18 protein-coding genes and 1 riboswitch are annotated in these 20,589 nt (G+C 38.7%); of the genes, 10 read left to right on the forward strand and 8 right to left on the reverse strand.

Annotated features, from left to right (window positions below; genetic code table 11):
- The first annotated feature begins 179 nt into the window (after nt 1-179).
- The 3 genes from X953_RS01935 (at nt 180) to brnQ (ending at nt 3,573) form a co-directional block, all read left to right on the forward strand.
- Nucleotides 180-1,193, forward strand: coding sequence for an AraC family transcriptional regulator (locus tag X953_RS01935; RefSeq protein ID WP_040954126.1), 1,014 nt, complete (start codon nt 180-182; stop codon nt 1,191-1,193).
- Nucleotides 1,194-1,231: 38 nt separating this feature from the next.
- Complete coding sequence (locus X953_RS01940; protein ID WP_040954127.1) at nt 1,232-2,026, forward strand: SDR family NAD(P)-dependent oxidoreductase; 795 nt, start codon at nt 1,232-1,234, stop codon at nt 2,024-2,026.
- A 191-nt stretch (nt 2,027-2,217) separates the two neighbouring features.
- A complete protein-coding gene (gene brnQ / locus X953_RS01945) occupies nt 2,218-3,573 on the forward strand; it encodes a branched-chain amino acid transport system II carrier protein (protein WP_040954128.1) in 1,356 nt (451 codons plus the stop codon).
- Nucleotides 3,574-3,606: 33 nt separating this feature from the next.
- Here the strand turns inward: brnQ and X953_RS01950 are convergent, their stop codons facing one another.
- Nucleotides 3,607-4,269 (reverse strand): GntR family transcriptional regulator, encoded by a 663-nt coding sequence (locus X953_RS01950; RefSeq protein ID WP_040954129.1) that lies wholly within the window; start codon nt 4,267-4,269, stop codon nt 3,607-3,609.
- A gap of 179 nt (nt 4,270-4,448) precedes the next feature.
- On the reverse strand, nt 4,449-6,044 hold the full coding sequence (locus X953_RS01955; RefSeq protein ID WP_040954130.1) for a catalase: 1,596 nt from the start codon (nt 6,042-6,044) through the stop codon (nt 4,449-4,451).
- 223 nt (nt 6,045-6,267) lie between these two features.
- Between X953_RS01955 and X953_RS20360 the strand changes: the two genes are divergently transcribed.
- Together X953_RS20360 and X953_RS01960 are read left to right on the forward strand one after the other, a co-directional pair.
- Complete coding sequence (locus X953_RS20360; RefSeq protein WP_019379033.1) at nt 6,268-6,390, forward strand: hypothetical protein; 123 nt, start codon at nt 6,268-6,270, stop codon at nt 6,388-6,390.
- Nucleotides 6,391-6,540: 150 nt separating this feature from the next.
- A complete protein-coding gene (locus X953_RS01960; RefSeq protein ID WP_040954131.1) occupies nt 6,541-7,644 on the forward strand; it encodes a mechanosensitive ion channel family protein in 1,104 nt (367 codons plus the stop codon).
- Nucleotides 7,645-8,122: 478 nt separating this feature from the next.
- On the opposite strand, the gene X953_RS01965 is transcribed toward X953_RS01960, so the two are convergent.
- A complete protein-coding gene (locus X953_RS01965) occupies nt 8,123-8,890 on the reverse strand; it encodes a DUF3891 family protein (protein ID WP_040954132.1) in 768 nt (255 codons plus the stop codon).
- A 171-nt stretch (nt 8,891-9,061) separates the two neighbouring features.
- Between X953_RS01965 and X953_RS01970 the strand changes: the two genes are divergently transcribed.
- On the forward strand, nt 9,062-10,012 hold the full coding sequence (locus X953_RS01970) for a calcium/sodium antiporter (RefSeq protein ID WP_019379037.1): 951 nt from the start codon (nt 9,062-9,064) through the stop codon (nt 10,010-10,012).
- A 269-nt stretch (nt 10,013-10,281) separates the two neighbouring features.
- On the opposite strand, the gene X953_RS01975 is transcribed toward X953_RS01970, so the two are convergent.
- The gene (locus X953_RS01975; RefSeq protein WP_040954133.1) at nt 10,282-11,415 is read right to left on the reverse strand and encodes a conserved virulence factor C family protein; all 1,134 of its coding nucleotides are present in this window, start codon (nt 11,413-11,415) and stop codon (nt 10,282-10,284) included.
- Nucleotides 11,416-11,554: 139 nt separating this feature from the next.
- Nucleotides 11,555-11,735: riboswitch (cobalamin riboswitch) on the forward strand.
- A 117-nt stretch (nt 11,736-11,852) separates the two neighbouring features.
- On the opposite strand from X953_RS01975, the gene X953_RS01980 reads away from it, so the two are divergent.
- The gene (locus X953_RS01980; RefSeq protein ID WP_040954134.1) at nt 11,853-12,323 is read left to right on the forward strand and encodes an acyl-CoA thioesterase; all 471 of its coding nucleotides are present in this window, start codon (nt 11,853-11,855) and stop codon (nt 12,321-12,323) included.
- Nucleotides 12,324-12,355: 32 nt separating this feature from the next.
- On the opposite strand, the gene X953_RS01985 is transcribed toward X953_RS01980, so the two are convergent.
- Nucleotides 12,356-12,796 (reverse strand): YaiI/YqxD family protein, encoded by a 441-nt coding sequence (locus X953_RS01985; protein WP_040954135.1) that lies wholly within the window; start codon nt 12,794-12,796, stop codon nt 12,356-12,358.
- Between the two features lie 214 nt (nt 12,797-13,010).
- Here X953_RS01985 and X953_RS01990 point away from each other — a divergent pair, with 214 nt between their 5' ends.
- The 3 genes from X953_RS01990 (at nt 13,011) to argF (ending at nt 17,154) form a co-directional block, all read left to right on the forward strand.
- Nucleotides 13,011-14,267: a cytochrome P450 gene (locus X953_RS01990; protein WP_040954136.1), complete on the forward strand. Its 1,257-nt coding sequence runs from the start codon at nt 13,011-13,013 to the stop codon at nt 14,265-14,267.
- A 407-nt stretch (nt 14,268-14,674) separates the two neighbouring features.
- Nucleotides 14,675-15,871: a class I SAM-dependent rRNA methyltransferase gene (locus X953_RS01995; protein ID WP_040954137.1), complete on the forward strand. Its 1,197-nt coding sequence runs from the start codon at nt 14,675-14,677 to the stop codon at nt 15,869-15,871.
- A gap of 311 nt (nt 15,872-16,182) precedes the next feature.
- The gene (gene argF, locus X953_RS02000; RefSeq protein ID WP_040954138.1) at nt 16,183-17,154 is read left to right on the forward strand and encodes an ornithine carbamoyltransferase; all 972 of its coding nucleotides are present in this window, start codon (nt 16,183-16,185) and stop codon (nt 17,152-17,154) included.
- Between the two features lie 121 nt (nt 17,155-17,275).
- On the opposite strand, the gene thrB is transcribed toward argF, so the two are convergent.
- From thrB to X953_RS02015, 3 genes are read right to left on the reverse strand one after another with little or no spacing between them, the layout of a single operon-like run.
- On the reverse strand, nt 17,276-18,163 hold the full coding sequence (gene thrB / locus X953_RS02005) for a homoserine kinase (RefSeq protein WP_084715588.1): 888 nt from the start codon (nt 18,161-18,163) through the stop codon (nt 17,276-17,278).
- Nucleotides 18,163-19,224, reverse strand: a complete 1,062-nt coding sequence (gene thrC, locus X953_RS02010; protein ID WP_040954140.1) for a threonine synthase — start codon at nt 19,222-19,224, stop codon at nt 18,163-18,165. The genes thrB and thrC overlap by 1 nt, the downstream gene beginning before the upstream one ends.
- Entirely contained in the window at nt 19,193-20,521 is a 1,329-nt protein-coding gene (locus X953_RS02015; protein ID WP_040954141.1) for a homoserine dehydrogenase, read from the reverse strand. Before X953_RS02015 ends, thrC begins: the two co-directional genes overlap by 32 nt.
- Between the last annotated feature and the right edge of the window lie 68 nt (nt 20,522-20,589).

The raw sequence follows: 20,589 nt of genomic DNA on the forward strand, positions 1-20,589 counted from the left end.
GTACCTTTTTTGATTTGGTCGTATAAGAAAGGGTTTATTTGACGTGATAAGTTAGTAGAGAGACGCTTTTTGCTAGTTACAAAGCAACATTGGATTGGTAATATTATACTTGTCCTGGAAAAAGAAAGATGCAATATAAACGTGTGAAGTTATAAATAGCTAAGGGAGGGACTTCATAAATGACATCTTATGCTCGTATTAAATTCCCAGCAGGATTTTGGACAGGATTGCATCAATTAGGAATTTCCTCACATGAGGTAGTTCGAAAAGCTGGACTACCATTAACTATTATTAATGAACCAGTTGTCACCGCCTCACAATATTTCTCTATTTGGCAGGCCTATTCCGATATCATGGGTGACACTGCTGAGGCTATTATCAAGTTAACGACTGGTTTCGAAACAGTTCATTTTCCTCCAACTGTTCTAGCGGCTTACCATGCTCGTAACTACCGTGATGCACTAACACGAATGGCTCGGTATAAGCGTCTATGTCCCCCTGAAAGCTTACTAATAACAGAGGAAGGCGAGAATTGTACTATTAAACTAGATTGGCTGCATACCGATCAACCAGGTCCGCCGATGTTAACTGGTATTACGCTTGCATTTCTATTGGAGTTAGGACGCAGGGGAACTGGCCAACCATTAATGGCGAAATCCGTAGAACTATCCGATTTAATGGGCGATGTCAAGTCGCTCGAAGCTTATTTCGGGTGCCATGTCCAAATAGGTGGAAATTTTAACAAATTAACGCTCCACAAAAGTGACCTTGATCGCCTCTTTGTCTCGTATAACGCAGAATTGCTTGAAATCCTGACGCCTTCATTAGATCAATCGTTAAACGGGTATCAAAATAATAAATCTATTACGGAAATGGTTAAGTGGATGATGAAGCGCAGCCTTGCCGGAGGTGACTCTACCCTTGATCTGATTGCAGGAGAATTAGGAGTAAGTAAACGCACCTTGCAGCGTCGTCTCCATGACGAAGGAATAAACTTTAATCATCTATTGGCACAAGTCCGGCAAGAGGAGGCTCGAGGATACTTAGCAGATCCCTCACTTGATATTGGTGAAGTGGCTTTCCTTGTTGGATATGAAGACCAAAACTCATTCTATCGGGCCTTTCGACATTGGGAAGGCGACACTCCATCAAGTTGGCGCACAAAACATTTAGATACAAACTCAATAAACTGATCTTGCTTTTAACTATATTTGCAAAGGAGAAATATATAATGGATATGGGATTAACCAATAAAACAGCTTTAGTTACAGGTTCAACGAAAGGAATTGGTAAAGCAATTGCAATAGAACTTGCCAAAGAAGGTGTTAATGTCCTTATTAATGGAAGAGATTATGAAGAAGTTGAACGAATTGTAAATGAAGTAAAATCAGATTTTCCGACTACCTCTCCTCAAAATGCAACTGGAGATATTGTGGATAGTCATCAACGAGAAGTTTTGTTCCAAAAATATCCCAATATAGATATTTTAGTTAACAATATGGGTATTTATGAAATTATGAATTATGAGGATGTTGAGGATGAAGTATGGGAAAAATACTTTCGGACTAACGTTCTGGCTGCCAATGGATTATCTAAATTTTATTTACCTAAAATGTTAAATATTGAGTTTGGCCGGATAATCTTTATTGCGAGTGAAGAAGCAGTTATGCCTTCAGGGCAAATGCCACAGTATTGTATGACAAAATCAATGTTATTATCATTGTCAAAAAGCTTATCTAAATTAACAACTGGAAAAGACGTTACAGTTAATACAATCATGCCAGGTCCAACACTCTCTGAAAACGTGCATCAAATCATTGAGGATATGTACGCTAATAAAGATATGACTTTTTCAGAAAAAGAGAAAGCATTTATGAGCGAAAATCTGCCTCACTCTGAATTACAGCGATTTATTAGACCTACTGAAATAGGCCGGCTAACTACGTTTGTCTGTAGTCCTTTCTCATTAGCATTTAAAGGGTCTCCGCTCCGTATGGACGGTGGACTGGTACCTACTATTTTTTAGTAGTTATTATTAGAATTATAAACGCTATTACAAAACAAAACGTATAACAATATTATAAGATAGAACGGCAATTTTTACCGGCTGTAATTATTTTGTCGAAGTATGTTGCATTTATATAGAAATGGTAGTATGATAAACACCTGCAATATATTGCATACAACATATGAAATGCAACTGGGAGGAATAAGCATATGAAGGAAAAGCTATCATTCTCATCTTATACGGTTATAGGGGTTATGCTATTTGCACTGTTCTTTGGGGCAGGTAATTTAATTTTTCCGGCACAACTTGGTCAAAATGCAGGTACAAATATGTGGCCGGCTATTATAGGGTTTTTAATTACTGGTGTCGGCCTTCCACTGTTAGGAATTCTGGCTATGAGTATTTCAGGAAGCAATAATCTTCAAGAGCTTGCCAGTAGGATCCATCCTTTATATGCGACCATTTTTACTTCTATGCTTTATTTAACCATTGGGCCGTTCTTTGCGGCGCCTCGTACAGGTACGGTTGCTTATGATGTTGGTATATCACCATTTGTAGGAGAAAGTTATCAACAAGTTGGCTTACTAATTTTTACTTTGCTATTTTTTGCGAATACCCTTTGGTTTTCGTTGAATCCAGCAAAGATTGTAGATAATGTAGGGAAAATTTTGGCACCAGGCATTGTTATTCTAATTGTGGTTTTATTGGCAATGGTTGTTATAAAGCCAATGGGCGTAACAGAGCCGCCTGAGGAAGGATATAGAAGTGGTGCCTTTATTCAAGGCTTCCTTGAGGGCTATAATACGATGGATGCTTTAGCATCATTGGTTTTTGGAATTATTGTCATTAAGGCAATTCGAGCTATGGGGGTAACCTCTAAGAGAGGGATTCTTATAGCCTCTGCAAAGTCCGGGCTTGTAGCGATTACGTTATTGGGTGTTATATACGTAGGTATTGCTTATTTGGGAGCAACCAGTGTTTCCACTTATGGTATATTTAGTACCGGCGGACCTGTATTAAGCAGTGCTGCATCTCATTATTTTGGAATGTTAGGCACGGTTTTACTTGCTATTATTATTACACTTGCTTGTCTGACAACAAGTATTGGGTTAACCACAGCATGTGCAGAGTATTTTCAGCAGTTATTCCCGAAGTTCAGCTATAAACAGTTCGTTGTTTTTTTCTCTGTTTTGACATTTGGGATTGCTAACTTTGGTTTGACGAATATTATTAATTATTCTATACCTGTACTCATGTTCTTATATCCTTTAGCAATTGTGTTAATGCTACTAGCTTTTTTATCACCTATTTTTAAAGATAAAAGATTAGTCTATGTTTCTGCAACTATAGTTACATTTTTGGTCAGTGCTATTGATGGATTAAAAACATTATGTGGAACATTGGGCATCGACTACTTTAGCTGGATGGTTCCGATTATTTCCTTTTACGAAAATGTTCTCCCGTTATATGAACAAGGACTTGGATGGCTGCTTCCTGCTATTATAGTTATCCTGGTTACAGGCATCGTAGCACGTTTTCAAAAGTTAAATACCGTTCAAGCCTAAAAAACAGATACTCTGACAGGAGTATCTGTTTTTCTATTCTTTATTTAACAACTGAAATTCTTTTATGGTGCGCAGCCAGTTTTCTTTCATGATTGGTGCTAGTTTTTCTGGAGAGCCTTCTTTCATAATTTCAATTATTTCGGTATGTTCTTGTATGGATTTTTCAGTAAGAATAATAGAGTTATGAAAGAATAATCTTCTGACATGTGCTTGCAGAGAAGCGACCATGGATAGAATATATGAGTTATTTGCCGTATCAACAATAATCTGATGAAACTCTTCATCTATTCGAAGTGCATTATAATAATGTCCTGAACGAATAGCTTCTGCAAATCTTTTATTTGTTGATTCCAGTAAATTAATTATTTCATCTGTTAGATGTGAAATCGCCAGCTCTGCAGATAAAACCTGGAGGGCTGCAAGAGGAGGCAGAAGGTCTTTAATCTCCTCTCCTTCTACTTCGGTAACCTGTGTAGCTTTACCAGGATACATTTTTACAAATCCTTGAACTTCTAATAGTTGTAAGGATTCACGAATAGGAGTCCTGCTTACGCCTAAAGCCTTTGCAAGTTCGTTATCGTTTAATTTTTCACCTGGCTGTAAAGTACCATCAATAATCCATTGTTGAATTTGATTGTAAGCGCCTTCCTTGGCGGATTGGCGAATGGGTTTAGAATGATCAGAAGGAATTGGCATGAAGTGTCATCCTCTCATTATATGTAGGTATATAGTATTTAGTATACAATAAAATAGGGATATTTGATATATTAGTTGCTATATGAGGTTCATTCAACTTTTTCTATATAAAGAAATGAAGTTGGAAAATGAAGTAAAAAAAAGATCGCTCACTACTTGGGGTAGTGAGCGGATATTATTTAGTAAGGTTCAGCGTCATGGCCTTTCTTAATTGCTTGTTCTGGTGCCTTTTCTGCATCTTTAACGCCGAGTGGATTCTTACTTGTTCCATCTTTTGTTGCTTCTGCTAATCCTTCTCTAAGCCGACGCCCATATTGTTCGTCTGCTTCTTCTGCAAGCTTAATCATTTTGTCCTGTATTTCTTGTTTACACTGGGAAAGATCACCAATTAGGTTTCGCAGCAGCTCGTCCTTCTCCCAATCCTCAAATCTACGGTATGTTTCACCTGCTTGCTTTGTATTGCTTTGTCTGTCAATAGACTCCCTAACTAAATTGCCTTTGATCATAGGGCGATATTCAGTGCCAAACTGCTCTGCTTCTTTTAAACCGCCTAACGAGGAAGGCTCATAGTTTACATGCGGATTTTGACCTGGTGCTTTATCGTTTTGGTAGCGTAGTTGTCCGCCTTCCTGGTTTGTCGCGACACGTTTTTTGGAAGCGTTAATTGGTACCTGAAGATAGTTGGCCCCTACACGATAGCGTTGTGTATCCGAATAGGAAAATGTCCTGCCTTGAAGCATTTTATCATCGGAGAAGTCGAGCCCATCAACTAAAACCCCTGTACCAAATGCTGCTTGCTCTACTTCTGTAAAGTAATTTTCCGGGTTCTTGTTTAAGACCATTTTTCCAACAGGCAGCCAAGGAAATTGGTCCTCGGGCCATAGTTTTGTATCATCTAATGGATCAAAATCCAATTCTGGGTGCTCATCATCACTCATTATTTGGACAAATAACTCCCACTCCGGAAAATCTCCCTGCTCAATCGCGTCATATAAATCCTGTGTCGCATGATTAAAGTTAGTTGCCTGAATTTCACTTGCTTCCTCAACGGTTAAGTTCTTAATTCCCTGTTTGGGCTCCCAGTGATATTTCACCAGTACAGCTTTTCCTTCCTTATTAACCCACTTATACGTATTTACCCCGGAACCTTGCATCATACGGTAATTTGCCGGAATTCCCCATGGTGAATAAACAAATGTTACCATATGGAATGTTTCTGGTGAATTTGCACAAAAATCGAAGAACCGCTGGCTATCTTGAATATTGGTTACAGGATCTGGTCTAAAAGCGTGAATCATATCAGGAAATTTCATAGCATCACGGATAAAGAAGATTTTTAGATTGTTACCGACAAGATCCCAATTGCCATCTTCTGTATAAAATTTGACCGCAAAACCACGAGGGTCACGAACTGTTTCAGGTGAATGATTTCCATGAACAACTGTTGAAAAACGCACAAAAACAGGTGTCTGCTTCCCTTTGTCCTGAAATACTTTTGCTCTTGTATACTTGGAAACAGGTTCTTCACCAACCTTGCCATATGTTTCAAAATAACCATGAGCACCTGCACCGCGCGCATGTACAATACGTTCCGGTACTTTCTCGCGATCGAAGTGACTTATCTTTTCAATGAAGTCATAGTTCTCCAATGTAGCTGGGCCTCGATTTCCAACTGTGCGTATGTCCTGATTGTTCGTCACGGGATGGCCTTGTCTCGTTGTTAAGGTATCCTCATTCTCTATGTTCGTTTGATTTTCATTCTGTTGGTTATGCATTATTTATATCCCTCCGCTATTTTTGATGTACTAACCCTTTTTATTGTTAACTAAAGGGTAACTTTTATCCTTGTTTCGAAAGAATAGGTCAGTCTGTGGTCTGATAGCACCCCCATCATAGGTAGGTTTAAATAATTGGTAAAGACCAGCCGACAAACGGACGAAATTCGTAACTGAAAAAGATAAACTAAGTAGTAACAAAATAACGGAGGGAGCACGTGTGATGATTAATATAAACTTTGATCTGTATAAGAGCATAGCGGAAGTGAGGATGGAACATAACTTTAAATGGAAGGCGATCGATGGGAGACTTCTAGAAGGATTTGTTAACCTAATGGCAAGATAATAGAAATATACTAGTTGTCGGTGAAAAGACAAAAGGATTTAACCCTTCCTCACTAGCATCAAATAGGAATCTACTCGGCCAAGGTCATATTCCCCCCATCTATGAATATACTGGTGGAAGTTATTTATTGAGACGGGGGTTATCAATTACATGTCTTGGGAGTCTTTCTATTCATATGACAACATCATTCAATTATCCATATCTGCAACTATATTACTTTTGTCTTTTTTACTTAAAAAGTATTTAGCTAAGTATGTGTTTCTGGGTTTATTAAAATTGGGGCGAGGGAGGTTAAATGGCTTTTTCGCCCAGTTGCGACTATCATTTGAAAGACCGGTACAAGTACTTATTTTTATCACCGGGGTTTACATTGCTATAAGATACTTTCCTTATTTTTCACAATCTAATCCCTTCTTTTTGCACGTGATAAGATCAAGCGTGATCCTTATGATTGGTTGGGGGTTGTTTAATTTATCCTCTTCTTCATCAACACTTTTCTCAAAAATAAACGAAAAATACAATATGAAAATAGATAATATCCTTATTCCGCTCTTTTCAAGGGCCTTACGCTTTATCATTGTAGCTATTAGTATTAGTGTCATTGCCCAGGAATTCGGATACGACATTAATGGTTTTGTAGCAGGTTTGGGGATTGGTGGTCTGGCGTTTGCGTTAGCTGCAAAGGATGCGCTTGCGAATATGTTTGGAGGTATTATCATTATTACAGAAAAACCATTTACAATAGGTGACTGGATTCTCACTCCGAGCGTAGAAGGTACGGTAGAAGATATTTCTTTTCGAAGTACAAAAATACGGACATTTGCCCAAGCGGTGGTGACAGTTCCTAATGCGACATTATCAAACGAAGCCATCACCAACTGGAGTAAGATGGGGAAGCGGCAGATTACGTTTACACTTCGAGTAACCTACGATACACCACGGGAAAAAATTGAAAAAGTGATAAGCGAAGTAGAGGAGCTGCTTCGAAGTCATCGTGATATTCATCAGGAGACCATTTTTGTAAATGTGGATGCATATAAAGAAAATGGGGTTGAACTTTTCTTATATTTCTTTACAAAGACAACGGATTGGGGGAAATATCTCAAGGTAAAGGAAGAAATCAATCTTTTCATCCTTGATTTACTTGAAATGGAGCAAGTAACCCTTGCGTTGCCAACCAGAAAGCTAGTTATGGAAGAAAGTGCTTATATAAACCCAATAGCAATAGAACGAAAACAAGAAGTGAGAACTTAGCTATTTGCTAGTTCTCACTTTTTTATGATTCTAATAGATATGTTGAGGTTATCCAATAATTTACAAGAAGGACAAACTACAAAGTAACTTTGAAATTCTAAGGTAGAAACAAAAACGGTTTTTTGTAAGAACACTGTATATTTAAGTCGTTTAGACCACCGCTACGGAAAAACACTGCGCTTTTCGGGGGCGGCTGATGAGCCTCCTCATGCTAAAGCATTCCGGGGTCTCACCTATGCCTCATCTCCCCCAGAAGTCTTCGTATTTTTCCTCCGCTCAGTGTTACTTTTAAAAATATTATATTATCATTAGAAGCTGGAATGTACGCACTTTTATATCTCGAGTCTAAGTTTACGGAGTTTTAACCTATCTTGGTCTTTGGTGCCACACACATAAAAGAAATGCATTTGCAATAGAATCTTGTATCAAAGTTCAGTTTTACAAAGATCTATGACCAAAACAACTATTTCCTTCATCCTTATTTTTCGGTGAAATGGTAGGTTAATTCTTCGTAAGGTGTGCTGATATAGCTATCTATCAAACCCTGCTCGGAAATGGCAGTTTTCTTTACTGTTTTTTGTTTTAAGGTAACTGTAAATGGCTTCTTGAATGGAAATGGATCTAAATGAATATGATTTTCTCTCTTCCAATTTGGCTGGATAGTTCCATCTAAAAAAGATTTCAGAGGTTCGGATACAGCTACGCCCTTTTTAAAAAAAGGATGGATACTCTCTGCTGTAGGTTCGGGTTCATTTAAACAAAGATATAAGGAAAGATTATCTCCAAGCTGTAGTAATGCATAATGGAAATCAAAAGCATCCTGGTCGAAGCTAGAAATGCTTGAGAAAATTCGTTCGCGTCTTTCTTTTTCGTGTTGAATAAATTTTCTGGAGGCGTGATCCTTATTATTAACTAGAAAACGCGAGTAATGTTCACTGCACAATGCTGCAGCATAAGGGTCAGAAGCTTCTACTTCATCTATTCCATTTTTATATAGAACAATCTTAGCGGGTTCCGGAAAGTTCATAAAAGTATATGGAGCTTGATCCTTCTCATTCCAGAAGGGTTCGATATCAAAGGGTTGCCACCCACAGTCGTGCTTAGCAATAGCATACTCCACCGATTTACGTAAAGCATTCTTCTTGAATAAGTCTTCTCTCCAGTTCCCCATTATTTGAAAAGATGTATCTGCATGGTGATGTTGTTCGATCATTGTGAATTCCCTTTCATGTTCTCGTACAATCATTGAGTACCACCTCATTCAGCATTTAATTTTTACTATTTTATACCCTTCCTAAGGGAAGAATACACAAAGAGGATATTTGTGACATAATAAGAAGACTTAAGTTACAATATAGCAAGAAGTAGGATAGACTTTTATATAAATGCTTCAATCTATAAAAAAGGAGAAAGATGCATGGCATATTTTTTATTACTGATTGGTTTTGTACTATTAATAAAAGGAGCTGACTTATTTGTTGATGGCTCATCTAATATAGCTAGATTGCTGCGAGTCTCTCCAATGTTAATAGGATTAACAATTGTGGCTTTAGGGACGAGCTCTCCTGAAGCAACAGTAAGTATTATAGCAGCATTGGAAGGTAGTTCTGAAGTTTCTTTAGGAAATGTAATCGGGAGTAATATTTTTAATCTTACCCTCGTAGTAGGTATCGCCGCGATATTATACCCTTTGAAGGTTGAGAGTGAGACGGTACGAAAAGAAATTCCATTTACTTTACTTGCTAGTATTGCCTTACTTGTACTAATTAGTGATATTTTCCTTGAAGGGGTTAGTGCCAATTTTCTTACTCGCAGCGATGGGATCATCTTTCTTCTATTTCTGTCTATCTTTATGTACTATGTTATTGAAGTCGGCTTAAGAAATCGGGATAATTCGGAAAAGGAAGTCTCGCCTGACGTTAAGTGGCCAAGAAATATTTTGTTTACAGTACTAGGAATTGTCGGCATAATTATTGGCGGGGATATGGTTGTATCGAATGGGACTACGATTGCTTATTCGCTGGGAATGAGCGAGACATTAGTAGGTTTAACGATTATTGCAGTCGGAACCTCCTTGCCAGAGCTGGTAACTTCAATTACAGCGGCAATGAAAAAGGAAAGCGAGATTGCATTAGGTAATATTGTTGGAAGTAACATTTTTAATATTTTATTTGTATTAGGTGCTTCCTCCGCTATAACGCCATTACCAGTCAATAACAAAGTTTTTATAGATATTACTGTAATGATTGTGCTAACATTACTTCTGTTATTATTTTCACGGACCAGTTATAAAATTGGAAAAGTGGAAGGAAGTGTTTTAGTAATCATTTACGTTGTTTACTTAGCGTATATCATTTTTAGAAACTAGAGAATTTAAAAAGCCGAACCCCGGCGGGTATATCCGAAAAGAAGAGGGGCGGGTTCGGCATTTTTAGTCTAATTCATTTTTCTAGTAATTTTAGAGAGTTTTACTCCAACCTCTTGTGCATGAACAGCAGCACAGCGTCTAGCCCTAGCAACTAGCAGGGTTCTTGATGGGGGAGCATTTAGCGCAGCCCCAAATTTCAACCCTCCTTGATAAATAAATATCGATTCGAAGTGAAGAAATCTCCACGAATGACGGGCTTTACGCTCTTCCTACCGCTTCGCAGCTTCTGTCATTTGACTCCAAATGGATCCCTTTGCTTCTTCGCCACCTTCAATTCTGGCAAGAGCCATTTTCACCTGCATTCTCACTTCAAATTCTGTATCTTCCATTGCCTTGTGAAGGGCTGGGATGGCAGTTTCATCTCCAACCTCATATAAAAACATAGCAGCCCGCCACCGTACTAATCTGTTCTTATCAGACAAGGCTTTTATCATGGCAGGGATGGCGTCTTTAAATCCAAGGTCGGATAAACAGTCACCTGCAGTTCGTCTCACATTTACTGCTTTATCCTCTAAGGCTTTATAGAGATATGGGAGTACGTCTTTTTCTTCAATCATACCAAGATAAGCTGTCGCAAGTCTGCGAATTGAAGCCTTATCATCATCCAACGCTTTGTCTAATACAGGGAGGTCCTCAAGGCTTGGGTCCATCTGATCCAGTGCAGCGTACCTTGCTTTCCAGTCAGGTTGATCCAGCATTTCTAATGTGACTCTCTTCCTTTCTTGTTGTGGAACATCTTCTTGGGATTTGGAGGATGCTTTTTCTACAAGCTGTGTTAATCGTGCGGTATCGTAGGTCGCAGACAATTCCTCTTTAACTTCTTCCCCTATTTCATTTATATCCCCATAGCGTGGGCTTTGTTCTACCCATTTTCTTTCCATTAGATAATTATCAGCTTCCTTGGATGCTTCCATAGCTGCAACTGCAAAGCGTTCTGGTAAGCCTATACGCTCTTCTTGCCCACCTTCCTGCAATTTAATCTGCATAGGTATGTCGCGAAACATTTGTATATATACTTTTATTTCGCCAAAAGCGTCATCCGTGTTTTCACTTTGAGGAAGATATTGCTCTTCATGATCCTCAACAGAACCAAGCGTTTGCCTTACATGTGGGAGAATTTCTTCCCACGGCACTCGTGGATTTCTCTCCAATGCGATAAAATCAATAACACGATAAAGACCTTTTACACCATGGACAGTAAATAATTGTTTTACATATTCTGGTGCATGAGACAGGTCATCATCCTGCTTATAATTTTCTGTTTGATTTTCTTTTAGTGGTTCATCTATATTAATCTTCATCGAATAAGGACTTGGGGTTGGCTCTATCGATACTATTTTCAAGCTTATGTTCCTCCTTTATTTGTATTATCCATGATTTTATCAAAGAAGGAAGTCGATATCCATTGCCATGATTTAACTGGTAAAGGAAGAAAAATATTTTTTAAGGATAAAAAGATAACTTAATGATATAATGGAGAAAATTACATACATTGCCTATGGTGACTGTTAAGTTGAAAAGGGAAGATTGGTGAAAAGCCAACGCGGTCCCGCCACTGTAATGAGGAGAGCCATCCAGAACCACTATTTCTATCATGGAAATGGGAAGGAGGATGGTTTAATGATTCTAAGCCAGGAGACCTGCCATATGGAAGAACATTTATGTCCTACGGGAGATGGGAAGGTGTTGCGAACTCTTATGCAAATAAGCTTTTTTGGTTTGTATATTATTAGCATCTTCTAAATGTGGAGGGTGCTTTTTTAATTGAGGAGGCAAGTTTATGGAGCAAGTAGCAATGAAGCATTCAAAAACAATTCAAACACGATTAGTATTGCCACCAGACACAAATCATTTAGATACTATTTTTGGTGGAAAGGTTTTAGCGTATATAGATGAAATAGCGGCATTGACGGCTATGAAACATGCGAATAGTGCGGTGGTTACCGCTTCGATTGATTCAGTGGATTTTTTATCTTCCGCAAAAGTAGGAGATTCTTTAACTTTGGAAGCATTTGTTACATATACGGGAACCAGTTCGATGGAAGTGTATGTGAAGGTAACCGCTCATGACTTAATTAAAAATGAAGAAAAGCTAACCACCGAGTCCTTTTTGACAATGGTGGCAGTAAATGAATTTGGTAAACCACAGCCGGTTCCGAAAGTTTTCCCGGAAACGGAAGAAGAAATAAGATTGCACACAGCTGCACCTAAACGAAAAGAGAATCGAGAAAGACGTGCAGCATTAAAATAAGAAATGCCAGCCTAAATTGTTAGGCTGGCATTTTATCTTTTGATGTATGTTAAGAATAGGTTTCTAAACTTACTTCTGTCTTCTTCACTCATTGCCTTTGGGCCTTTCGTACGCTTTCCACTTTTTCTTTCCATCGCACTCAGATACCTTGTTTGTAAAAGCTGATCGATGTTGTTGTTTGTATAGGCAAATCCTTTATGATGCAAAACCGTACATCCCTTTGCCAATCCAATAGAAGCGAGGCCATAATCCTGCGTAACGATAAGGTCTCCTTTGTTAGCGAGTTTCATAATACGATAGTCAGCTGCTTCCGCTCCAGTATCAACATATACTGTTTCCACTCCAGCGGGTTGCTCTTCATTGGAGTAATGAGAAAAACTGGTTACAAGAGTAACAGGAATAGCTGCTTTTGTTGCTTCTTCAATAATTATTTTTTTGACTGGGCAAGCATCTGCATCCACAAATATTTTCATCGGAAAATCTCCTTAGCAATTGGCTTAATTGATTGTGATAATAAGGTGGAAGTGTTTTTTTGTCAAGGAAGATATATAAAATCAACGAATTAGACATCGCTTTTAGGGGTCTTTTCTTTTCATTGTGAGCGAATATGTTTAAAACAAATGGAAAAGGTTAGAAGTATATATAGAGCTTAAAATAAGATGAATGTATGGTGAAAGGTGTGAAACAATGGTGGAACAAAAAGAAATTCCTAAAGAATCAGGTATCGAGCATAGTATAGGTTTGTTGCGAGAAGGGTATATGTACATCCCAAACAGACGGCATAGCTTCCAAAGTGATTTATTTGAGACTCGCTTGCTTGGACAAAAAGCTATTTGTATGGGGGGCAAGGAGGCTGCTGAAATTTTTTATGATAATACTAAATTTAAAAGAAGTGGTGCAGCCCCCAAGCGCGTACAAAAGACATTATTTGGTGAGAATGGGGTCCAAACATTGGATGGGGAGGAACATAAGCATCGGAAGCAAATGTTTATGTCGCTCATGTCCTCGGAACGCTTGGAACATCTAAATAATATTACGTATAAACATCTGGATACGGTGGCAACGGATTGGGAAAAGAAGGAACAGATAATCCTTTATGAAGAGGCAAAAAGGTTAATGACCCGTGTTGCTTGTGAATGGGCAGGTGTTCCACTTTGGGCGAACGAAGTAGACAAACGAGCAGATGATTTAAGTACAATTATTGAATCCTCTGTTTCTATGGGGATTAACTACCGAAAAGGGAAGCAGGCTCGTAACCGGTCAGAAAATTGGATGAAGGATTTAATTGCTCAAGTAAGAAACGAAGAACGAATGCCGGAGGAAGGTACAGCGTTATACACCATCGCATGGCATAGAGATTTACAGGGTGATTTATTAGAGCCGGATGTAGCAGCTGTTGAATTACTAAATATATTAAGGCCAATTGTCGCAATTGCTATTTATATTAGCTTCACAACCCTGGCAGTTCAGCAATTCCCTAAACAAAAAAATAAACTAAGAGAAAATGGAAGCGACTACTATCAAATGTTCGTGCAGGAAGTAAGACGTTACTATCCATTTTTCCCATTTGCCGGAGCTCGTGTGAAGGAGAATTTTACATGGGAAGGATATTCATTTAAAAAAGGAACATTAACACTGCTGGATTTATATGGCACCAATCATGATCATAGATTATGGGATAATCCAGATAGATTTGATCCCGAACGCTTCAAAAATTGGGAAGGAAGCCCATTTGATTTTATTCCACAAGGTGGAGGAGATCACTATCTGGGACATCGTTGTGCGGGGGAATGGGTTACCGTTCGAGTAATGAAAGTAGTGCTCGATTATTTTGTTAACAGGATGGATTATCAGGTTCCGACACAAGATTTAAGTTTTAGCATGGTATCTATGCCAAGCATTCCTAAAAGTGGAATAAAGCTGACTCATATGAAGAAGGTATAAGTTAATAGAAGAGAAGAAAATTTTTAACCAGGCTATCTATTCGGTGGCCTGGTTTTTGTAGAAGTGCCATGAGGAGATGACGGACATTGGGAGCGTGAAATCGGGCGTGAATGTCTATCATAAGGTTGATGACGGACATTGGGAGCGGAGAATCGTGTGTGAATGTCTATCATAAGGTTGATGACAGACATTGGGAGCGGAGAATCGTGTGTGAATGTCTATCATAAGGTTGATGACAGACATTGAGAGTGGGAATCCGTGTGTGAATGTCCATCATAGAGTAAATGGGACCTAACTGAAAAAGGTTAAGTTCCAAGCAACATGAATAGCTTGTATTAACTCAGTGTTTATCTTTTCCTTTTTCTTTTCTCATGCGATAATGGAAAAAAACCAGATAGGATGAAAATATGAATTCTGTAGTCGAATTAAAAGTAAAAGCAAATGCTATAAGAAGCTTTCAAAATGGTTATCCATTGATTACGAAAGAGGCAATAAGCAATTTTGGAATGCTTAAAGAAGAAGGCAGTATCGTTCACCTCACCGATGACTCGAATCAATTTATTGCCAAGGGTTATTATGGTAAGCAAAATAAAGGGATTGGCTGGGTGCTCACCCGCAATAAAAATACTAAAATTGATTATTCTTTTTTTAAGAACAAAATTCTAATTGCCATAAACAAGCGACAATCATATTATAAGGATCCGGATACCAATGCGTTTCGCCTTTTTAATGGGGAAGGTGATGGCATAGGCGGATTTACGATTGATTATTATGATAGTCATTACGTTATCAATTGGTATAGCGAAGGGATCTACACATTTAAGGAAGAGGTTCTTCGTGTGTTGGATGAACTAGGAGATTATAAGGCAATTTATGAAAAGAAACGTTTTGACACAAAAGGCCAGTATTTGGATGACGATGATTTTGTGAAAGGGGAACGGGGAGAGTTTCCAATTATTGTGATGGAGAACGGCATTCGTTATGCAGCCTATCTAAACGATGGTGCCATGACTGGTATCTTCCTGGATCAGCATGATGTACGAAAAGCGATACGCGATCGCTATGCAAAAGGAAAACATGTATTGAATACCTTTTCTTATACAGGTGCTTTCTCCGTGGCTGCGGCTTTAGGGGGAGCGGAAAAGACGACAAGCGTGGATTTGGCTAAGAGAAGTAAAAGTAAAACAATAGAGCAATTTAGTGTGAATGGCATTGATTATGAGACCCAGAACATTCGTGTGATGGATGTATTTGATTATTTTAAATATGCTAAGCGCAAAAGTTTGAAATTTGATCTGGTTATTCTAGATCCACCAAGCTTTGCACGCTCAAAAAAGTATACATTCAGTACAGCGAAGGACTATCCGGCACTTTTAAAAGATACAATTGAAATTACGGATAAGAATGGTGTAATTGTTGCATCTACTAACAACGCTACATTTGGAATGAAAAAGTTTAAAGGTTTTGTGGAAAGGGCATTTAAAGAAATGAAAGTTGGTTATACAATTTTGGAGGAATTTCGCCTACCAGGAGATTTTATGGTCCACAAAGATTTTCCACAAGGGAATTATCTAAAAGTGCTGGTTATACAGAAAAAGAATTAAATGTATATAAGCAGATAATTAAAAGTAAAGAAGAGTGCGATCAATGGTTTTTGTTGAGCGTACTCTTTTCTTTTACGAAATAACAAAATAATTTATTTCTTCACCAAGAACCAGGCTATTTAATTAATAGAGCACCTTGCAGAAAATGCGGAAGTGGTAGTACAAGTCACTATTGTTATAAATGGAACGTTTTTAGCTCATTTTATGTAAAATAAGTATTTTTTCACAAAGATTATTAAATCACTATTGTATAATTATTCTTTTTATTGCATAATAATTCATATACTAAATGGAATGAGGGTGGATGAATTATGGGTATTGAATTAGCAGAAATCACTAATAAACAAGTGAATTTACATGGACGTGACTTCTTATCTTTAGTTGATTACACACCAGAGGAAATAGATTACTTACTTGATTTGGCGGAATATCTAAAAGAGCAGAAAAAGAAAGGAGAAGTTGTAGAGCCCTTAAAAGGCAAGACGCTTGGGATGATATTTGAGAAGTCTTCCACAAGAACCCGTGTATCTTTTGAAGCTGGTGTTTATCAATTAGGAGGGACAGGGATATTCCTGAATTCAGGAGACCTGCAACTTGGTAGAGGAGAATCTATTTCAGATACAGCAAAGGTTCTGTCAGGGTATTTGGATGGAATAATGATTCGTACCTTTTCCCAGGAAGGAATTGAAGAGTTGGCTCATCATTCTACTATTCCTGTTATTAATGGACTGACGGATCTTTATCATCCTTGTCAGGTGTTAGCAGATCTTCTTACAATTAAAGAAATAAAGGGGAAGCTAGAAGGGGTGAAAATGTGTTATATAGGAGATGGAAATAACATGGCCCATTCCTTAATGATTGGTGGAGCGCTGATGGGAATGGAAATCTCTATAGCTGCTCCCGAAGAGTACCAACCAAATGAAACAATCACCAAGAAGGTAGAGAAGCTTGCTGAAAAACATGGTGGCAGTATCAATATTACGGACAATGTAAAAATAGCTGCAGATGGAGCAGATATTATTTATACAGATGTTTGGGCAAGCATGGGGCAAGAGATGGAACAGGAAAAACGGCTTAAGGCGTTCAAAAACTACCAGGTGAATAACACATTACTATCTAACGCCAATTCGGATGTTATATTCATGCATTGTTTGCCGGCTCATCGTGGAGAGGAGGTGTCTGCAGAAGTTATTGATGGCGATCATTCCGTTGTATTTCATCAAGCTGAGAATCGGTTGCATGCACAAAAAGCATTAATGACTGCTTTAATGGGGGATAAATAAACAAAAGCGCAAGCGCCCGTTTAGCAATGTACAAACTGCGTTTCACCATGCGACCAAAACTTCATACTCTATCTTTTAAAAAAATCCATGAGCTACGTTTCAACCGTAGCTCATGGATTTTTTAAAGGATTTGCAGACCAGCTCTATCTATTTTTACCATACGAACTTGATGTTCTGGAAGAAGGGGTCCCATTTTTTCAGCAAGTTGAGTTCCTCTTCCTTTAGCCGTAAATGAAATCATTGTAGGACCTGCTCCACTGATGACCGTTCCAAAAGCACCATGCTCTTTAGCTAGTAGCTTTATTTGCTGGTAATTCGGGATAAGTTCTGCACGGAATGGTTCATGGAAACCGTCCCTCTCCATTATTTTACCAGCCTGTTCATAGTCTCCAGTTATCAAAGCTGCTACCATTACATTACTAATACTACTGGCAGTAGTAGCTTGGTTTTTGGAAAATTGTTCAGGTATCACTCTTCTAGCTGCCTCTGTCTTAAGCTCTACTTGTGGAATATATACAACGGTATCCAAATCGATATTGGATAAATGGACATATTCAAGATCATCCTCTGTTAATTTTGCAGTGATTACTAAGCCTCCAAGTAAAGCTGCTGCTATATTATCGGGATGGCCTTCGATTTCTGTGCCGACCTGCAATTTTTCTTCTTTGGGCAAGGATAGTTTGCATAGCTGATTCGCAAGCTCTATTCCTGCCACAACAGCAGAAGCACTGCTTCCAAGTCCCCTGGCTAAGGGAATATCACTGGAGATGGTCACTTTAGCTGGGGGAAGATATTGCTGATAACGCTCTGCAGTTCTTTGAGCTATTTGGTAAATAAAATGTTCTTCATATGTTGTGCAGTCAGGTAATAGCTCGGTTGTATGCACAAACTCCCATTTCTCGGCCTGTTCTACATTTAAATGAAGATAAAGCTGTACTGCCAGGCCTGCGGAATCAAAGGCAGGGCCTAGGTTGGCAGTACTTGCTGGAACGGAAAGTTTAAAATCCATCATGCCTTCACCAATTTATTTATATAATCTGTTACAGTAGCTTCGTCATTAGGCAGGGATACAGTTTCTACTTCCAACTGATCAATAGCCGTTTGTGGATCCTTTAACCCGTTCCCAGTCAGTACAGCCACTACTTTACTTCCTTTTTGGATGGCTCCAAGCTTACATTGCTGAATAACTCCAGCTATGGAGGCACATGATCCGGGCTCTGCAAAAACACCTTCTACTTGAGGTAAAAGTTTAAATGCCTTACTAATCTCTTCATCTGAAACAGAATGAATGGCTCCACGTGATTCATCCCTTGCTCCTACAGCAAGATCCCAGCTTGCAGGATTACCAATACGAATAGCTGTTGCTATGGTCTCTGGGTTGTCAATCACTTTATTATTGACAATCGCAGCAGCACCTTCTGCTTCAAATCCGAACATTTTAGGGAGCCCTGTTTGTTTAGATTCATTATACTCTTTAAATCCTTTCCAATATGCGCTAATATTACCTGCATTACCAACAGGGATTGCGAGTATATCTGGGGCAGCACCAAGCTCATCACATATCTCAAAAGCTGCCGTTTTTTGCCCTTCCAACCGGTATGGATTGACAGAATTAACAAGCGTAACCGGTGATGTCTCACTAAGTTTTCGAACCATCTTCAATGCGTCGTCAAAGTTCCCATCTATTTCAACAATTTCTGCACCGTACATAATAGCCTGTGCAAGCTTTCCAAGGGCTACTTTGCCCTTAGGAATAACTATGATCGCTTTTAACCCTGCTCTAGCGGCATAAGCAGCTGCTGAAGCAGATGTGTTACCTGTGGAAGCACAAATAATAGAGGTGCTACCTTCTTCAACAGCTTTAGCTACAGCCATTACCATTCCCCGATCCTTGAATGAGCCTGTTGGGTTAATCCCTTCTACCTTGCCATATAAATCAATACCTAATTGACTTGAGAGGGCAGGAAAGTGGATTAATGGTGTATTACCTTCATGTAATGTGAGTGATGGCGTATGTTCTGTTACTGGTAAAAATGATTTATAATGACTGATCAGGCCCTGCCATTTCATTTTCAGCATCTCCTTCCACCTTATAATAGCTTTTTACTTCAATGACTGCATCCAGATGTTTAAGCCTCTCCAAAGCCATAGTGAAATTGCTTAAAGAAGTCTGATGTGTAACCAAAATTATCTCTGCTTGTTGATGCTTTTGAACAGGAGTTTGAAGGATTCGCTTAAAACTAATGTTTAGTTCATTAAACAGGGAAGAAATTTTGGAAAAGGTCCCCACTTCATCCTTTACCTGTAATCTTAAATAATATTGACCAAACCGCTGTTCAGGTGCTTTTAATTGTTTCTTAAACCGTGGTGCTACGGATTGTCTTCCATTTACACCTAACCTAATATTTTTAATAACAGCTACAATATCAGATACTACGGCTGTGGCTGTAGGCAAACTACCGGCACCAGGACCGTAGAACATCGTTTCCCCCACAGCCTCCCCATAAACATAGACGGCATTGTATTCATTTTTAACATCTGCCAGCGGGTGGCTTTTAGCTAGAAATGTCGGTTGCACATTGACTTCTACTTTTTGATCCTTGCAGTTGGCAAAACCAATAAGTTTCATTGTATAGCCCAGTTTATCGCCATACTTTAAATCTTCCAAATCTAAATCTTTAATTCCCGTAACTTCTACTTCCTCCAGGGCAATATCTGTAGAGAATGCAAGTCTCCCCAGGATGGCCATTTTACGTGCAGCATCTAATCCTTCCACGTCTGCTGTTGGATCTGCTTCAGCAAAACCCAGATCTTGCGCTTGTTTTAGTGCATCCTCATAAGAAACACCTTCATTATTCATCTTTGTAAGGATGTAGTTTGTCGTCCCATTAACAATGCCCATAACCTGCTGAATCCGATCAGAAGACAAGCCTTCAGCAATACCTCTTAAAATAGGAATTCCTCCGGCGACGCTGGCTTCGTAATAGAAATCACATTGGTTTTTTGTTGCTGCTTCCTGGAGCTCTGGCCCTTGTAATGCTACTAAATCTTTATTTGCTGTTACCACATGTTTTTTTGCTGAAAATGCTTTTAAAATATGTTGGTATGATTCCTTAATTCCTCCCATAACCTCTACTATGATATCAATTTCCGGATCGTTTAAAATATCTTCTGGATTAGTGGTAAGAAACGTTCGATCTATTTGCACATCTCGCGCTTTTTCTGTATCACGTACTAATACACTTTTCACATTCACGCCACAGCCGAGTTGGTGTGCAAGCTCTTTCTGGTGGTTTTCAATAAGCTTGATTACACCCGAACCGACTACTCCTAAACCTAATAGACCAACTGAAACATTGCTTCCCACAAAATCACCTCATAGTTTTTTCATTTAATAGATATTTAAACATGAAAGGAAACGCATGGCAATAGAGA

This window comes from Virgibacillus sp. SK37 (genome assembly GCF_000725285.1).
In the GTDB taxonomy this organism is placed as follows: Bacteria; Bacillota; Bacilli; order Bacillales; family Amphibacillaceae; genus Virgibacillus_Q.

Bases quoted from the DNA above. Each gene is read 5' to 3' on its own strand.
- X953_RS01935 (WP_040954126.1), top strand. From the start codon at position 180: ATGACATCTTATGCTCGTATTAAATTCCCAGCAGGATTTTGGACAGGA.
- X953_RS01940 (WP_040954127.1), top strand. From the start codon at position 1,232: ATGGATATGGGATTAACCAATAAAACAGCTTTAGTTACAGGTTCAACG.
- brnQ (WP_040954128.1), top strand. From the start codon at position 2,218: ATGAAGGAAAAGCTATCATTCTCATCTTATACGGTTATAGGGGTTATG.
- X953_RS01950 (WP_040954129.1), bottom strand. From the start codon at position 4,269: ATGCCAATTCCTTCTGATCATTCTAAACCCATTCGCCAATCCGCCAAG.
- X953_RS01955 (WP_040954130.1), bottom strand. From the start codon at position 6,044: ATGCATAACCAACAGAATGAAAATCAAACGAACATAGAGAATGAGGAT.
- X953_RS20360 (WP_019379033.1), top strand. From the start codon at position 6,268: ATGATTAATATAAACTTTGATCTGTATAAGAGCATAGCGGAAGTGAGG.
- X953_RS01960 (WP_040954131.1), top strand. From the start codon at position 6,541: ATGTCTTGGGAGTCTTTCTATTCATATGACAACATCATTCAATTATCC.
- X953_RS01965 (WP_040954132.1), bottom strand. From the start codon at position 8,890: ATGATTGTACGAGAACATGAAAGGGAATTCACAATGATCGAACAACAT.
- X953_RS01970 (WP_019379037.1), top strand. From the start codon at position 9,062: ATGGCATATTTTTTATTACTGATTGGTTTTGTACTATTAATAAAAGGA.
- X953_RS01980 (WP_040954134.1), top strand. From the start codon at position 11,853: ATGGAGCAAGTAGCAATGAAGCATTCAAAAACAATTCAAACACGATTA.
- X953_RS01985 (WP_040954135.1), bottom strand. From the start codon at position 12,796: ATGAAAATATTTGTGGATGCAGATGCTTGCCCAGTCAAAAAAATAATT.
- X953_RS01990 (WP_040954136.1), top strand. From the start codon at position 13,011: ATGGTGGAACAAAAAGAAATTCCTAAAGAATCAGGTATCGAGCATAGT.
- X953_RS01995 (WP_040954137.1), top strand. From the start codon at position 14,675: ATGAATTCTGTAGTCGAATTAAAAGTAAAAGCAAATGCTATAAGAAGC.
- argF (WP_040954138.1), top strand. From the start codon at position 16,183: ATGGGTATTGAATTAGCAGAAATCACTAATAAACAAGTGAATTTACAT.
- thrB (WP_084715588.1), bottom strand. From the start codon at position 18,163: ATGGATTTTAAACTTTCCGTTCCAGCAAGTACTGCCAACCTAGGCCCT.
- thrC (WP_040954140.1), bottom strand. From the start codon at position 19,224: ATGAAATGGCAGGGCCTGATCAGTCATTATAAATCATTTTTACCAGTA.